The following is a 16,393-nucleotide window of genomic DNA, read 5'->3' as shown; positions in this document are numbered from 1 at the left end:
TCTAATTTTGGGCTTCTACGCATTCATGGATGAAAGGCTTTGACCACAAGGAGTTTCACGTGGAAAGAAGACTTGCTACTGCCGCCATACCTCGTATTTCTCCTCTTAATCTTGCTATTCGCCTCGGTATTGCCGGCCTGGCTCTAGGCCTGGCGAGCCCGCAGGTGATGGCGGCCTGTACGCCGGCAAGTCCCGCGGCGGGTGGCACGGTCACGTGCAGTGGCGTGCCTTCGCTGCCGTTGTTCTTGAACACGTTCTCCAGTGCAGTGAATGACCTGACCGTCAACGTGGGCTCCGCTGCCCAACTGAACGCGACGCTGGCTGGCCAGGTGCTGAACCTGACGGGCAATAACATCACCTTGAACAACGCGGGCCTTATCGACCCGGCATTGCTCGGGCTGGTCACTGCCTTGAGTGGCGGCGTGGTGCTGGGTAACGCGGGGGCGAGTGTGGTGAACGTCACGAACGCCGCCACCGGGATCATCCGAGGTACTGCGGACCTGCTGGGTGTCAATCTTGCCAGTCTCAATGGTATGGCGCTGAACCTGCAAAACGGCGCCGGCGGCAGCACCAATATTGTGAACAATGGCACCATCGGTTCCACCGCATTGCTCAACCTGTCGCTGTTTGCCGCGGATGCGCCAGTGGTCGCGATTCGCGGGGGCTCGCAAGTCAACGTGATCAACGCCGGCACAATCAACGGGCGGATGGCCTTTGAAAGTTCCTCCACGGGTAATACCTTCGTCAACTCCGGTACGATTTCCGGCGGCGTCTCCATGGGGGCGGGCAGTACCAACACCTTCACCGCCATCACCGGTTCGACTATCTCCGCTGGTGGCGGTATAGGGCTTTCGTTGGGTGGCCTGATTGGTGTCAACCTGACCTTTGCTCCTACCGGCCAGGTTGACGGAGGCGCAGGTGGCGTCAACTCGCTGATCCTGCAAAACCCCATTGGCATCGGCGGCGGTACCAGCGGTGTTGGTGTGGCGTCGAGTGCCAGCTACGTCAACTTCAACAACCTGACGGTCAACAGCGGTACCTGGACCCTGCAAGGGCCGCTGGTGAGTGGCAGCACCACCCTCAACGGCGGTATCGCGCAATTCAACAACAACCAGGCATTCGGTAGCGGCGTACTGACCTCCAATGGTGGCGCCCTGCAGGCGAGCACCGGCGGTTTGAGTCTGAGCAACCTGATCAACCTCGGGGCGAGCGGCTTGACCCTGCAAGGTACCAACGCCATCACCCTGGGTAACGTGGTCTCGGGCTCGGGCGGCCTGACCAAGAACGGCACCGGGCAGTTGGTCATCAATGGCGCCAACAGTTACCTGGGCAACACCACCCTCAATGGCGGTTCCGTACAACTGGGCAATAACCTGGCCTTCAGTGCCGGCACCGTGACCATCGGTGGTTCGACGGTGCTCCAGGCGCCCGGCACCATCACACTGAACAACGCACTTGTGCTTAACAGTGCCGTCGGCACCAGCGGCGTCGGCAGCCTCACGCTGGCCGGTAACGTCAGCGGCGCCGGCGGGATCTCCAAGAATGGCAGTGGCAGCCTGACACTTAGCGCGGCCAACGCCGGCTACACCGGGAGCACCGACTTGAATGCCGGCACCTTGATCGTCGGCAGCGGCAGCTCCCTGGGTTCCGGATCCTTGAACGTAAATGCCGCCGCCAGCCTGGGCAACACCGGGGCGGCGACGCTGGCCAATAACGTTGCGGTCAACGGCAATTTGACCTTGCTTGGCACTAATGCGCTGACCCTCGGCGGTGTGATATCGGGCCCCGCCGGGCTGATCAAGAATGGCGCGGCCACCCTGACGCTGACCGGCAACAACACTCAAGCCGGGAACACCCAGCTCAACGCCGGCACGCTGTTGGTGGGCAGCAACACTGCACTGGGCACCGGCATCCTGAGCACGGCGGCAGGCACCACCCTCGATGCCACCACGGCGGTAACCCTGGCCAACGCGGTGACCCTGGCGGCCGATTTGACCATCGGCGGCACGCAGGCGCTGGGCCTGAGTGGTGTGGTCAGTGGCACGGGCGGGCTGATCAAGAACGGTGTGGCAGCGTTGACCCTTGGTGGCGCCAATACCTACACCGGCAACACCACCCTTAACGCCGGTTCGCTGATCGTCGGCTCCAATACGGCCCTGGGGGCGGGCGGCATTTTGAACACGGCGGACGGCACCACGCTGGACGCGAGCACCACCGTTGCCCTGACCAACGACATCGGCATAACCGGCAACCTGAACCTTGGCGGGAGCGCTGGCCTGACCCTTGGTGGCGTCGTCTCCGGCAGCGGCGGCCTGACCAAAAATGGCGCGGCCAACCTGGTCCTCAACGGTGCCAACACGTTCCTCAACGGCGTAACGCTTAACGCGGGCACGCTGACCGCCGGTAATAACGCAGCCTTGGGCGCCGGTAACCTGACCGTCGCGGGCGCGGCCTCGCTGGACAGCAGTGCCAACGTGACGCTGGCCAACAACGTCGCAGTGAACGCCGACCTCAGCGTGGCGGGCAGCAACGCCCTGACCCTGGGTGGCGTGCTCAGCGGCAGCAACCAACTGATCAAGAACGGCGCGGCCAACCTGACCCTCAACGGCGTCAACACCTATCTGGGTGGCACGACGCTGAACGCCGGCAGCCTGACCCTTGGTAATGGCGCAGCACTGGGCACCGGCGCATTGACCGTGGGCGGTGCCAGCACCCTCAACAGCACTGGCGCGCTGACGTTGGGTAATGCGATCAACCTCAATGCCAACCTGACCGCCGGCGGGGCCAATCCTTTAACCCTCGCAGGCGTTATCGCCGGCGCGGGTGGCCTGATCAAGACCGGTGCCTCAATCCTGACCCTCAACGGCAGCAACACCTACACCGGCACCACCGCGCTGAATGCCGGGACCTTGATTGTCGGCTCCAATACCGCGTTGGGCTCTGGCACGCTGAACGCGTCCAACGGCACCACGCTGGACGCCAGCACCGCCGCCTCTCTGGGCAATTCCATCAACCTCGGTGGCAGTCTGACCCTCGCTGGCAGCAACGCGCTGACCCTCGGCGGCAACGTCAACGGCATCGGAGGCTTGATCAAGAACGGCGCGGCCGACCTGACCCTCAACGGCAGCAATAACTACCTGGGCAACACGACGCTCAACACCGGCAAGATTATCCTCGGTGCCAACAACGCCTTGGGCAGCGGCGTATTGACCACGGCCGCCAACACTAGCCTGGACGCCAGCACTGCCGTCAGCCTGAATAACCAGATCGGCATGACCGGCCCGCTGACGATTGGCGGTAACGCAGACCTGACCTTGGGCGGCGTGATCAGCGGCAACGGCAACCTGGTGAAAAACGGTGCGGCCAACCTGATTCTCAACGGTACCAACACGTTTATCGATGGCACCTCGCTGAATGCCGGTACCTTGACCGTCGGCAGTAATGCGGCCCTCGGCACCGGCGATTTGACGGTGGGCGGCGCAGCGACCCTGGACAGTAATGCCGCAGTGGCGCTGACCAACGCAATTGCCCTCAATGCCGACCTCACCGTCGGCGGCACTCAAGGCCTGACACTGGGCGGCCTTATCGGGGGCACCGGTCAGTTGATCAAGAACGGCGCGGCCAACCTGACCCTCAACGGCATCAACACCTACAGCGGCGGCAGCACCCTCAACGCCGGTACCCTGACGCTGGGCAATGGCGCGGCGCTGGGCAGCGGCAACCTGACCGTGGGTGGCACCTCGACACTGGACAACAGTGCGGCGCTGACCTTGGGCAATGGGATAACCCTCAACGCTGATTTGAATGTGGCCGGCAATAACAACCTGGCGCTGGGCGGCGTGATCAGCGGCGCTGGCGCCCTGAACAAAAATGGTCTGGCGGACCTGACGCTCAGCGGTACCAACACCTTTACCGGCGCCTTGAATGTCCTGTCCGGCAGTGTCACCACCGCCAGCGCAGGTGCGCTGGGCAATACGTCCGGTGCCACTGTCAGTGCCGGTGCGTCGATGATCATGGGCAGCGATGCCAGCCTGGCGACCCTCGCCGGCAGCGGTGACGTGCAAGTCAGCGGGAGCAACACGTTGTCGGTGGGCGGTCTCAACGCCAGCAGCACCTTCGACGGTGGCCTGAGCGGCACCGGCGTCCTGGCCAAGGTCGGCACCGGTACCCTTAACCTGACCGGCATCAATGGCCTCACCGGTGACACCAACGTCAACGGCGGCACCTTGGACCTCAGCGGGTCGTTGGGTAGCGCCAACGTCAACGTCAACACAGGCGCGACCTTCACCGGCACCGGCTCGGTACTGGGTGCGCTGAACGTCAACAACGGCGGCCACCTGGCCCTGAGCAGCGGCAATACGCTGTCGGCCGGTTCGCTGGTGATGGCCGGCAGCGGCAACCTGGACGTGGCGCTTGGCGCACCGTCTACCACCTCGTTGCTCAACGTCGGCGGCAACCTGACCCTCGATGGCAACCTGAACGTCACCGATGCCGGCGGGTTTGGCGTCGGGGTGTATCGCTTGATCAACTACACCGGCGCGCTGACCGACCTGGGCCTGAATGTCACCGGCGTGCCGGTGGGCTTCGGCCTCGGCGACCTGGTGGTTCAGACCTCGGTGGGCAATCAGGTAAACGTGCTGGTGGCGGCGCCGAATGCCAATATCCGCTTCTGGGACGGCAGCCAGACCATCGCCAATGGCGTGGTGGACGGCGGCACCGGCAACTGGACGGCTGGCGGCACCAACTGGACCTCGGTCAACGGCCTGGTCAACCAGCCATGGGCCGCTGACTTCGGCGTGTTCCAGGGTGCGGCGGGCACCGTCACGATAGTGGGCGGGCAATCGTTCACCGGGCTGCAATTCGTCACCGATGGCTACAACCTGGTGACCGGCGCGGCGGGGCAATTGACGGCGGTGAACGGCACCGGCGGCAACACCGCGATTCGTGTCGATCCGGGTTCCACCGCGACCATCGGCGTGGGCATCGACGGCAGCGGCACCCTGGCCAAACTCGACAGCGGCACCCTCGTGCTTAATGGCGCCAACAGCTACACCGGTGGCACCGAGCTTCAGGGCGGGACATTGGTGGTGGGCAGCAACACGGCCCTTGGCAGCGGACAACTGAGCACTTCGTCCGGCACCACGCTGGACAGCAACACGGCCGTGACCCTGGGCAACGGGGTGAGCCTGCTCGGCAACCTGACGGTCGGCGGCAGCAATGCACTGACTCTTAATGGCGTGATTGGCGGCGTCGGAGGCTTGATCAAAAACGGCGCGGCCAACCTCACCCTGGGAGGCAATAACGCCTTCCTCGGCCCGGTTGCGCTGAATGCCGGCGGGCTGATCCTGGCGTCGAATTCGGCACTGGGCAGCGCCACACTCAATGCCGCCAACGGCACCACGCTGGATGCGGCCACTGCAGTGAGCGTGAACAACGCGATCAACCTGGCCGGTAACCTCGGGATCGGCGGCACGGCCGACCTGACCCTGGGTGGCGCCCTCAACGGCGCCGGCAGCCTGACCAAAAACGGCGCGGCCAACCTGATCCTGAATGGCACCAACGGCTTCCTCGGCGGGATTAACTTGACCGCCGGGACGCTCACGGCGGGGAACGCTTCGGCGCTGGGCCTGGGTAACCTGACGGTGGCAGGCGCCTCGAACCTGGACAGCAACACGGCATTGAGCCTGGGCAATAACATCGTTCTGAATGCCAACCTGGGCGTCACCGGCAGCAATGACCTGACCCTCGGCGGCGTGATCAACGGCGCAGGCGGCGTGAGTAAAAACGGCAGCGCCAACCTGACGCTCAATGGCACGAACACCTACACCGGCGGTACCACACTGAACGCCGGCACCCTGACCCTCGGCGGTGCAGCGGCGCTCGGCTCAGGCACCTTGACGGTGGCGGGGCCTTCGATGCTGGACAACAGCTCGGCGCTGGTGCTGGCCAACAACGTCACGGTCAACGACAACCTGAATCTGGCCGGCACCAATAACCTGACCCTGGGCGGCGTGCTGGATGGCGCTGGCACCCTGACCAAAAATGGCGCAGCCGACTTGACCCTCGGCGGCAACAACACTTTCAGCGGCAACTTCAATGTACTCGGCGGTAGCCTGACCACCACCAGTGCCACGGCGCTCGGCAACAACGCCGGCTTGACCCTCGGCGCCGGTACCCAGCTCAACCTCGGCGCTTCTGCGAGCCTTGGCAGCCTGACCGGCAACGGCACGGCACTGATCGGCGCAGGCAATACCCTCAGCCTGGGCGGCGGCAACCAGAGCGGTACCTTTGACGGGGTACTCGACGGTGCCGGGCAACTGAACAAACTTGGCACCGGCACCTTGACCCTCAGTGGCATCAACACCCTGGCCGGCGACACCAGCGTCAACGGTGGCACCCTGAACGTCAGCGGCTCCCTGGCCAGCGGCAATGTCGCGGTCAACAGCGGTGCGACGCTCACGGGCACCGGCAGCCTTGGCGGCGCCGTCACCGTGGCCGATGGCGGGCACCTGACAGGCTCGACCGGCAGTACCTTGTCGGTGGGCTCGCTGGTGTTGTCGGGCAACTCCAACCTGGATGTCGGGTTGGGTACACCGGTCGTCGGTGGCGGTAATCCGCTGATCAATGTCGGCGGTAACCTGACCCTCGACGGTAACCTCAACGTCAGCGATATCGGCGGCTTTGGCAGTGGTGTGTATCGCATCATCAACTACACCGGCGGCCTGACCGATAACGGTCTGGTGGTCGGCGCGGTGCCCGGCAGCGTGACGCCCGGGGATCTGCAAGTGCAGACGGCAGTCGGCAATCAGGTCAACCTGCTGGTGACGGCGCCCAACACCACCGTGCAGTTCTGGGATGGCAGCCAACTGGTGGGCGACGGCACCATTAACGGCGGCAGCGGCAACTGGGGCACTGGCACCACCAACTGGACCAGTGTGGACGGTACCGTCAACCAGGCCTGGGGCAACAGTTTCGCGGTGTTCCAGGGCACAGCGGGCACGGTCACGGTCAATGGAACGCAAAGCATCACCGGCCTGCAGTTCGCCACCGACGGCTACAGCCTGGTGGACGGCACGGCGGGCGCGTTGAACCTGGTCAATGGCGGCACGGGGAATTCGGCGATTCGTGTCGACCCTAACAACACTGCCACCATCGGCGTGGCCATCAACGGCGCCGGCACGCTGGGCAAATACGACACCGGCACCCTGGTACTCAATGGCACCAATGGCTATACCGGCGGCACTGCTCTCAACGGCGGCAAGCTGGTGGTGGGCAATGACAGCGCACTCGGCACCGGCGTATTGACGACGGCCAACGGAACAGCGCTGGACAGCAACACGGCGGTCAGCCTGGCTAACGCGGTGGTACTCAATGGCGCCTTGAATGTCGCCGGGTCCAACGCCTTGACCCTGGGCGGTGTGGTCAGCGGCAGCGGTAGCCTGGTCAAGAACGGTGCGGCCAGCCTGACCCTCAATGGCAACAACACCTACAGCGGCGGGACGCAGTTGGCGGCAGGCATGCTGATCCTCGGCAATAACAATGCCCTCGGCAGTGGCGCCCTGGGTGTTACCGGCAATTCAGTGCTCGACAGCACGGCGGCGTTGCAGCTCAACAACGGGATCAACCTCGGTGCACAACTGGGCCTCGCGGGCACGCAAGACACCACCCTCGGTGGCGTCATCAGTGGCACCGGCAGCCTGGTGAAAAACGGCAATGGCTCACTGCTGCTGACGGGTGCCAACACCTACAGCGGCGGCACCACATTGAACGGCGGCATCACCTCGGGTGACACCAGCAGCCTGCAGGGCGCGATCGCCAACAATGCGACCCTGACCTTCGAACAGGCGGCGGATGGCACCTACACCGGCAACCTCACCGGCGCCGGCGTGCTGAACAAAAATGGTACCGGCGACCTGCTGCTCAGTGGCAACAACACCTTTACCGGCGATACCAACGTCAACGCCGGCGGCCTGTTGGTCAATGGCACGTTGAACAGCGCCAATGTGCTGGTGGACAGTGGCGCCTCCCTGGGCGGTTCGGGACAACTGGCGGGCACCGTCACCCTGGCGAACGGCTCGACCCTGACCGCAGGCACCGGCGGCAACCCGTTGTCGGTGGGCGGCCTCAACCTGTCCTCGGGAACCAACCTGGACTTCAGCCTCGGCGCGCCGGGCGCTTCTACCTCGGTGGTGAATGTGGCCGGCAACCTGACCCTGGACGGCACGCTGAACGTCACCGACGCCGGAGGCTTCGGCACCGGGGTTTACCAACTGTTCCGCTACGGCGGCAGCCTGACCGACAATGGCCTGGCTTACGGCACGCTGCCTTCGGGCATCCTTCCGGGCGCACTGACCTTGCAAACCGCGCTGGCCAATCAGGTCAACCTGCTGGTGCAAACCACCCCGGGGCAAGTCCAGTTCTGGAACGGCGGCACCACCAACCCTGACGGCACGATCACCGGCGGCAGCGGGACGTGGGGCCCAGGCACCAACTGGACCGATCCGAACGGCACCCAGGGCCAGGCGTCGACTAACCAGTTCGCAGTGTTTGGCGGGCAGGGCGGGACGGTGACTGTGCTCGGCAATCAAGGCTTTACCGGCCTGCAATTCCTTGATCCGGGCTACTCGCTGGTGGCCGGCGCAGGCGGCACTCTGAGCCCGACCAATGCGCCGGACGGCAGCTTGGCTGCAGCGCGGGTTAACGCTGGCGTGACCACGCAGATCGATGCGCCGCTGGTGGGCACAGGCGGTATCAACAAACTGGACGCGGGCACCCTGGTACTGACGGGGGCCAATACCTACACCGGCGGCACCACCGTCAGTGGCGGGACCTTGGCCGGTAACACCACCAGCCTGCGGGGCAATATCCGCAACAACGCGCGCTTACTGTTCACGCAACTGAGCAGCGGGCAATTCAACGGAGTGCTGAGCGGTACCGGTGCGCTGGTCAAGCAGGGCGCGGGTACGCTGCTGCTGACCGGCAACCAGCCGTTCAGCGGCACGGTGGCGGTGGATCAGGGTGTGTTGCAAGTCGGCAACGCGGCCAATCCCAATGCCGTATTCGGCGGGCAGGTTACCGTGGCCAATGGTGCCGGGCTGACGGGCAATGGCAGTGTCGGCTCGCTGGTCAACCACGGTTCGGTGACGCCTGACAGTGGCAAGCTGAGCGTCGCCGGCAACTTCACCAACGCCGCCGATGGCGCGCTGAACCTGGTCATCACCCCGTCCGCCGCCGGCGCCCTGGCGGTTGGCGGCACGGCGGACCTGGCGGGCACGCTGAATGTGGTCAACCTGGCACCGTATGCCGGGCCCACCAGCTACACCTTGTTGACCGCCAGTGGCGGGGTCACCGGTACGTTTGCCGCTACCAACCTTGAGAACCTGGCGTTCCTCAATACCGCGCTCAGCTACAGCCCGAACCAGGTTGCGCTGGCGGTCAGCCGCAATAACGTCAGCTACGCCAGCGTGGCGGCCACCGGCAATCAGCGGGCGGTAGCCGCAGCACTGGGCAGTGGCGCAGCGGTGGGCGGTGAGGCCGTGCAAAACGCATTGCTTAGCGGCAGCGTCGCCGGGGCTCGCGCCGCGTTCGACAACCTGTCGGGGGAAATCCACGCCAGTACCGCCAGCGCCTTGCTCGAAGACTCGCGTTACATCCGTGACGCGGTCAATGAGCGCCTGCGCCAACCTGGTTGCTACCGCCAGGACGATCCACGCAGCAGCCTGGCACCGAGCGAAAACCAGTTGAGCAGCGCAGGTTGCCATGGCGAAATGGTCGGCTGGGCACGTGTGCTGGGCACCTGGGGGCATATGGGCGGCGACAGCAATACCGCCAGCCTGGACCGCAACCTCAGTGGCTTCCTGCTGGGTACCGACAAACAACTGGATGACGCCTGGCGCGCCGGTGTTGCCGCCGGCTACACCCGCAGCGACCTCGACGCCAAGCACCGCAACTCCAGCGCCGACGTCGACAGCTATCACCTGATGGCCTACACCGCGTATCAGCAGGAAGCCTTCGCCGCACGGATGGGCGTGGCCTACAGCTGGCACGACATCGAGAGCAAGCGCGATGTGGCGGTGGGGGGTGTCGGTCAACGCCTGAAGGCCGATTACAAGGCTCGCAGCGCGCAAGTCTTCGGTGAAGTCGGCTACACCATTCAAACCGGCAGCGTCGCACTGGAACCGTTCGCTGGCTTGGCCTACGTCAACTACGACAGTGACACCATCAAGGAGAAGGGCGGTTCGGCAGCCCTGCGCGGTGATGCCGATCAAGACGTCACCTTCTCCACCCTGGGCCTGCGTGCCGGCCAGACCATCACCCTGGGCAACGGCTCGAAAATCACCCCGCGGGGCAGCATCGGCTGGCGTCATGCCTTCGGTGATACCAAGCCGGATGCCGACCTGAGCTTTATCAACGGTGGTGGAACTTCATTCAGCACCCAAGGCGTGCCGATTGCCAAGGACAGCGCCGTGCTGGAAGCCGGCATCGACTATCAGATCAGCCCCAACGGCAAGCTGGGCCTGGGGTACTCCGGCCAGGTCTCGCGCAACGACAAGGACCATGCGATGACCCTCAGTTTCTCCCTCGGTTTCTGATCAAGGCCGAGTCTCTTCAACCGCCCGAAAGGGCGGTTTTTTTTGGGGCGGATAATCGTGCGGGAATAATCTACAAACACTTTCCCGGGGAAAACGGGAGGCTGTGTGCCCCTCAGGCTTCTACAGTTATGCACTTGAGTTTATATTCCATGGATGGCATATTTGCATGAGTTGGGACGTTGAATATACGGACGAGTTTGGAGGCTGGTGGGGCGATCTGGATACGAAGGAGCAATCCTCGGTATCCGGGTGCTGTACGCATTTGATCCACGCCGGTGTGCCTTATTGCTGATAGGCGGGGACAAAACAGGACGAGGCCGCTGGTATGACGAATACGTCCCGCTGGCTGAGACGTTGTATGACGAACATTTGGAAACACTGCGTAAAGAGGGCCGTCACCATGGCTAAAAAATTTAGTGAGCTTCAAGCTGGCATGACACCGCAAGCTCGGGCCGATGCAGAGCGCATCCTCCAGCAGCACCTGAAAGAAATGCCTCTGCATGAACTGCGCAAGGCGCAACAGATGAGCCAGGACACGTTGGCCAAGGCGCTGAATATCAACCAGGCGGCAGTGTCCAAAATGGAGCGTCGCACCGACATGTATATCAGCACGCTGCGTAACTACATTCGCGCCATGGGAGGGGAGCTGGAGATTGTCGCCACGTTTCCTGATGGCCAGGTAAAGATCGAAAACTTTGCCAACTGAGTCATTTTTTCCGTCAACGCCCGGCCATGTGCCGGGCTTTTTGTTATCTGGAATACCTGTCGCCATTGTGCAGCTTTATAGACAATACTTGGAATTCTCGCCCTATTGGCCATCACCATGAACCAACTCCTCGCCATGCGTGCCTTCGTCCGCGTCGTCGAAACCGGCTCCTTCAGCCGCGCCTCCGACCAGCTGGCGCTGCCGCGCTCCACCGTCAGCAAACTCATCACCGACCTGGAGAAGCACCTTGGCGTCAAGCTGATGCACCGCACCACCCGTGCGCTGTCGGCGACGCCGGAAGGGTTGGAGTACTACAACCACGCGCTGTGCCTGGTGGCCGAGCTGGATGAACTGGACAATGCCCTGCGCGGGCAGAAGCTCAAGCCCAGTGGTCACCTGAAGGTGGATGCGCCGGCGTCCTTTGCCAATTGCCTGTTGATTCCTGCGCTGGTGGATTTTCATCGCGAGTATCCCGACATCACCATCGCCCTGGGCATCAGCGACCGCGCCGTGAATATCGTGGGGGAGGGTGTGGATTGCGTGCTGCGGGTTGGCAAGCTGGATGACATGGCCATGATCGGCCGCAAGGTTGCGGACCTGGAATATGTCACTTGCGCTGCGCCGGGCTACCTGGAACGCATGGGTACGCCCGAGTCTCCCGAAGACCTCGAAAAAAACCACCTCAAGGCCGGCTATTTTTTTGCCGGATCGGGCAAGCCGGAACCGTTGATTTTCGAGCAAGGCACGACTCGATACGAGGTAGGCCAGTGCGCCTTTTCGACTAACGAAGGCAATGGCCTCAAGGAAATGCTGCTCGCTGGCCTGGGCGTCGGGCAGCATTTCAAGGCAATCGTTGACTACTACGTCGAGACTGGCCAACTCGTCCCGGTGCTGGCGGACTGGACTCGACCCGCCACGCCGTTGCACATCATCTACCCACCCAATCGACATCAGAACGCGCGGCTGAAGGTGTTTATCGACTGGGTGATCGAGCGGTTCGGCGTCAGGCAATAATCGCCGTCACGCGGATTTCAATACGCATCGCTGGCAGTCCCAGGGCTTCCACCCCCAGTTCGGTCCAGATCGGCGCGTGATTGGGCATGTAATGGCGGTACCACTTGACCATCTGCTCGTTCACCTCGGGAGGAAAACCGCCCACGTGGTAGGAGTTGACGTGGATCACATGCTCCCAGCCGGCACCCGCTTCTGCCAGGGTGCGATCCAGGTTGTGAAAGGCCAGGGCGATCTCGTCGGTGAGGGACTCGGGAATCTGAAACTGGTCATCCCAGCCGCCCTGGCCTGAGGTTTCGACGCGGTTACCCACTTTTACCGCTTGGGCGTAATGCAGGGTTTCGCGTGCAATGTCGCCGTAACCGGGCGTGATGAAGAATTCGGGCTTGCTCATGGTGTTCCTCGGCTTCAATTGACTACCCGGTGACTGTAGTGGACTGAATCGGTGAACAAAATCCCTGGTTTTTGTCATCACTGTCCATGGCTGTGCACAATCTGCACCTAGCAGTTAAAGACCGGTGCGTAGCGCTCTTCACGTTTTTTGAAGTGGATGGGCGCCATGGGGACTTTTTCACCGTTCACGAAGATATCGGGAAATGTCAGGGTGAAATCGTCCATATCGCCTTGGCCCAAACGCGTACCCGGCTCCTCGCTGCTGTAACGCACCCGGGGATCAAAGCCGGCTTCAAGGGGTTTGATGCTGAGCTGATAGGTTTTGCCCGACGCCAGTTGCACGGTGACCAGTGGCGACGCCGCGCTGACCCACAAAGACGTGTCAGCTTTCCTGGCCGAGGGGTACAGCCGGCCGAACAGCCGCAATTCGGTGCTGGTTGAGCCGTCCGTCGCCTTAGGCGAGGCGACATACACCAATACGTGCACGCCTTTGAGTTCCGCAGAGAGTGGAGCGAAGCTGATAGCCGCCTCTGGGCCCGGGCAGGTGCGATAGAGCACGGCGTTTTGGCCAACGCTGGATTCGGGGTGCAAATAGGGGCCGGTGCTGCATCCGGCCAGAAGGGCCAGCAGAGAATAGAAAACGTAGCGTTTCAAAGGAACCACTCCATGGTGCATTGAGGGCGCTTGCTGCCCGGGCGGGCAGTTTTTCACATTTACCCCGGCAGTGCTTTGATACTATCGCCCTCCGTCGTCACCAGGAGTCACCGCCGCATGCAACACCAGTGGGATGAAATGCACCGCACCCGCAAGCCCACGTTTGTGTTGTGTGGCGAGCCCCAGGGGGATGTGCTCAATCTCTATGTCCATGGGTATTCGGCGTTCTTCAGCCAACAGCAACTGGGCAATTTCTCGCAGCAACTGGCAACCATCGAAGGCTCGACCAACCTGATGCTGTTCTGGCCGGCGGGGCACTTCCTGGAAAACCTGTTTGCACCGTTCAAGGATGTGATTACTTCGATGCTCGGCGGTGGCAGCCTGGGTGCGGCGACTATCGGGGTGGGCAAGGCGATTGCCTATTTCCTCGACCACTACAAAAGCGTCGAGGCGCGGGTGGATGAGGTCGCCAAAAGTCTGCTGCCCGAGTTGGCCAACTACCTGCACGGCGAGTCGATCAAGGTACGGCAGATCAACCTGATCGGCCATTCCCTGGGCGCGCGGCTCCTGGTCAAGAGCCTCCTGGCGAGCCCCGAAGTAGCGCGTGAATTACCGCTGAACAACCTGTTGCTGATGGGCGGCGCGATTTGCACGTCCAGCCCGTGGGACCTGGTGTCGGCGCCGCTCAAGGGGCGGGTGATCAACTGCCATTCGAGCAAGGATTGGGCGCTGGCGCTCAAGCCCGACACCGAGCGTTGCATCGGCCGTTATGCCATCCCGCTGACACCCGCGCTAAAGGCCAAGGTCGCCAATGTGCACCTGGCCACTTTTGACCATGCCGCTTACTGGCCGCAGTTGAAGACGGTGGTGCAGTACACCGACCTGCTGCAGGAGCGCCGGGGCATGATCCGCGCTGATCAGCGCAGCCCTGAAGTGCGCTTTGCCGAAGAGGATGTGGACCTGTTCCCGCTGCTGGTGCAGGCGCGGCCGGAGGAGCTGAAGTTCTTCGCCGAACTGATGGCGCAAAAGCGCAGTGCCTCGATCGACGCCACAGTGCGCGAACCCTTGAAGCTGGCCATCGAGCTGCAGCGTATGGGCGGCGACACCTTTATGAACCTGGCCCGGGGTCATGGCGTGAGCTATCGCGAAATCGCCCAGGACGTCGCGCAACGGGTGGGTATCAAGTTTGATGAGCCGATCGAGAAAGTGGCTCTGGCGGATCTGGAACTGCAAATCGCCGAGCGACTGATCGAGCAATACAAGGACAAACTCAGCCAGGCCGATCGCCAAGTGTTCGAGGCGGAACTGAAGGCCGCGGCACAAAAGGAGCAGGGTTTTTTCAATCGTTTCGATGTCGGGCGTTCAGCCACCACCGCCCTGAGCGGCACTGCGCTGGCCGGGTTGACCGGGTTTATCCTGCGCCGGGGCGCGGCCACCGCCATTCCCGTGGTAGGGCAGGCGCTGGCGGCGGCGATGCTGCTGGTGAGCGGCGTGCGGGCGTTTTCCGGGCCGGCGTATTCCATCACCACCCTGGCGGTGCTGGTGATCGGGGTGATTCGCGAGCGTCTGGAGCGTGAGGCACTGAACCAGGAGATGGATCTGGTGGTCCAGGTGGTAGAGGCATTTGATCTGCCCCGGGAGACGGTGATGCGTACCGTCGCGTCTGACTGATAAGCTGCGTTCACGTCTTGTGTGAAAGCCTGGTACCCCGCGTGAAATTCAGCCTGCCAAAAATCGCTACTGCACCGTTCTGCCCGCCGGAAGTCGCCGGCTCCATCGTCGTTGATCCCCGTGCGTCGTTTTTCAAGCGCGTGCTGAAGTTCGCCGGGCCAGGCTTGCTGATCTCCATCGGCTACATGGACCCGGGCAACTGGGCCACGGCCATCGAGGCCGGGTCGCGCTACGGCTACAACCTGTTGTTCGTGGTGCTGCTGGCCAGCCTGGCGGGGATGGCGGTGCAGTGCCTGTGCTCGCGGCTGGGCATCGCCACCGGCAAAGACCTCGCGCAACTGAGCCGCGAGCGTTACAGCCGGCGCTCGTCGTTCGTGCAGTGGATCCTCGCGGAAATCTCGATCATCGCCACCGACCTCGCCGAAGTCCTCGGCTGCGCCCTGGCGTTTCACCTTTTGCTGGGGGTGTCGCTGACCACCGGGATTGTCATCACTGCCTTCGATACGTTGCTGATCCTGGCCCTGCAAAATCGCGGCTTCCGCCGACTGGAAGCGATCATGCTGGCGCTGGTGGCAACCATCGGCGTGTGTTTCTTTATCGAGCTGGTGCTGATCAAGCCTTATTGGCCCGACGTGTTCCGTGGTTTCACCCCGTCGCTGTCGGCCATCAGTGACGCCGCACCGTTGTACCTGGCCATCGGCATATTGGGCGCCACGGTGATGCCCCATAACCTGTACCTGCACAGCTCCATCGTGCAAACCCGGCTGTTCGGCAAGGACCTGGCCAGCCGCCAGGACGCGGTCAAGCTGGCGCGTATCGACACCATTGGCTCACTGGCGCTGGCGCTGCTGGTGAATGCGGCGATCCTGGTACTGGCCGCTGCGGCTTTCCATCAGACAGGCCACACCGACGTGGTGGAAATCCAGGACGCCTACCACCTGCTCGACCCGCTGGTGGGCGGTGCCTTCGCCAGTGTGCTGTTTGGTATTGCGCTGTTGGCTTCCGGCCAGAGCTCCACGTTCACCGGCACCATTGCCGGGCAAGTGATCATGGAAGGCTATCTCAACCTGCGCATTCCCTGCTGGCAGCGACGCCTGATTACCCGTGGCCTGGCGCTGATCCCGGCGTTCCTCGGTGTGTGGCTGATGGGCGACGATGCCATCGGCAAGCTGTTGATCCTCAGCCAGGTGGTATTGAGCCTGCAGTTGCCATTTGCGTTGTACCCGCTGATTCGCATGACGGGGGACAAGCGCCTGATGGGGCCATTCGTGAACAGTTTGCCAACGCGGCTGTTGGCTTGGAGTTTGTTTGTGGTGATCAGCGGGGCGAATGCGTGGCTGATCGGGCAGTGGTTGTTTTGAGCGAA

7 protein-coding genes and 1 pseudogene are annotated in these 16,393 nt (G+C 62.9%); 6 read left to right on the top strand and 2 right to left on the bottom strand.

Annotation, left to right across the window (positions count from 1 at the left end; all coding sequences use genetic code 11):
• The first annotated feature begins 59 nt into the window (after positions 1-59).
• The 4 genes and pseudogenes from AU074_RS20565 (at position 60) to AU074_RS20550 (ending at position 12,312) form a co-directional block, all read left to right on the top strand.
• A complete protein-coding gene (locus AU074_RS20565) occupies positions 60-10,592 on the top strand; it encodes an autotransporter-associated beta strand repeat-containing protein (RefSeq protein WP_076016435.1) in 10,533 nt (3,510 codons plus the stop codon).
• A 166-nt stretch (positions 10,593-10,758) separates the two neighbouring features.
• A pseudogene (locus AU074_RS20560) lies at positions 10,759-11,000 on the top strand (type II toxin-antitoxin system RelE/ParE family toxin).
• On the top strand, positions 10,993-11,298 hold the full coding sequence (locus AU074_RS20555; protein ID WP_076016282.1) for an XRE family transcriptional regulator: 306 nt from the start codon (positions 10,993-10,995) through the stop codon (positions 11,296-11,298). Before AU074_RS20560 ends, AU074_RS20555 begins: the two are co-directional and overlap by 8 nt.
• Positions 11,299-11,415: 117 nt before the next feature.
• A complete protein-coding gene (locus AU074_RS20550) occupies positions 11,416-12,312 on the top strand; it encodes a LysR family transcriptional regulator (protein ID WP_076016434.1) in 897 nt (298 codons plus the stop codon).
• On the opposite strand, the gene AU074_RS20545 is transcribed toward AU074_RS20550, so the two are convergent.
• Positions 12,302-12,703, bottom strand: coding sequence for a RidA family protein (locus AU074_RS20545; RefSeq protein ID WP_076016281.1), 402 nt, complete (start codon positions 12,701-12,703; stop codon positions 12,302-12,304). The genes AU074_RS20550 and AU074_RS20545 overlap by 11 nt on opposite strands.
• A gap of 107 nt (positions 12,704-12,810) precedes the next feature.
• Positions 12,811-13,365 (bottom strand): hypothetical protein, encoded by a 555-nt coding sequence (locus AU074_RS20540; protein ID WP_256576940.1) that lies wholly within the window; start codon positions 13,363-13,365, stop codon positions 12,811-12,813.
• A gap of 108 nt (positions 13,366-13,473) precedes the next feature.
• Here AU074_RS20540 and AU074_RS20535 point away from each other — a divergent pair, with 108 nt between their 5' ends.
• Both AU074_RS20535 and AU074_RS20530 read left to right on the top strand, forming a co-directional pair.
• Entirely contained in the window at positions 13,474-15,027 is a 1,554-nt protein-coding gene (locus AU074_RS20535; protein WP_076016279.1) for a DUF726 domain-containing protein, read from the top strand.
• Positions 15,028-15,068: 41 nt separating this feature from the next.
• Positions 15,069-16,388: an Nramp family divalent metal transporter gene (locus AU074_RS20530; protein WP_076016278.1), complete on the top strand. Its 1,320-nt coding sequence runs from the start codon at positions 15,069-15,071 to the stop codon at positions 16,386-16,388.
• Positions 16,389-16,393: the final 5 nt, after the last annotated feature.

Source organism: Pseudomonas sp. ATCC PTA-122608, assembly GCF_001952855.1.
GTDB lineage: Bacteria > Pseudomonadota > Gammaproteobacteria > Pseudomonadales > Pseudomonadaceae > Aquipseudomonas.
This window is presented reverse-complemented; position numbering and strand designations above follow the sequence as displayed.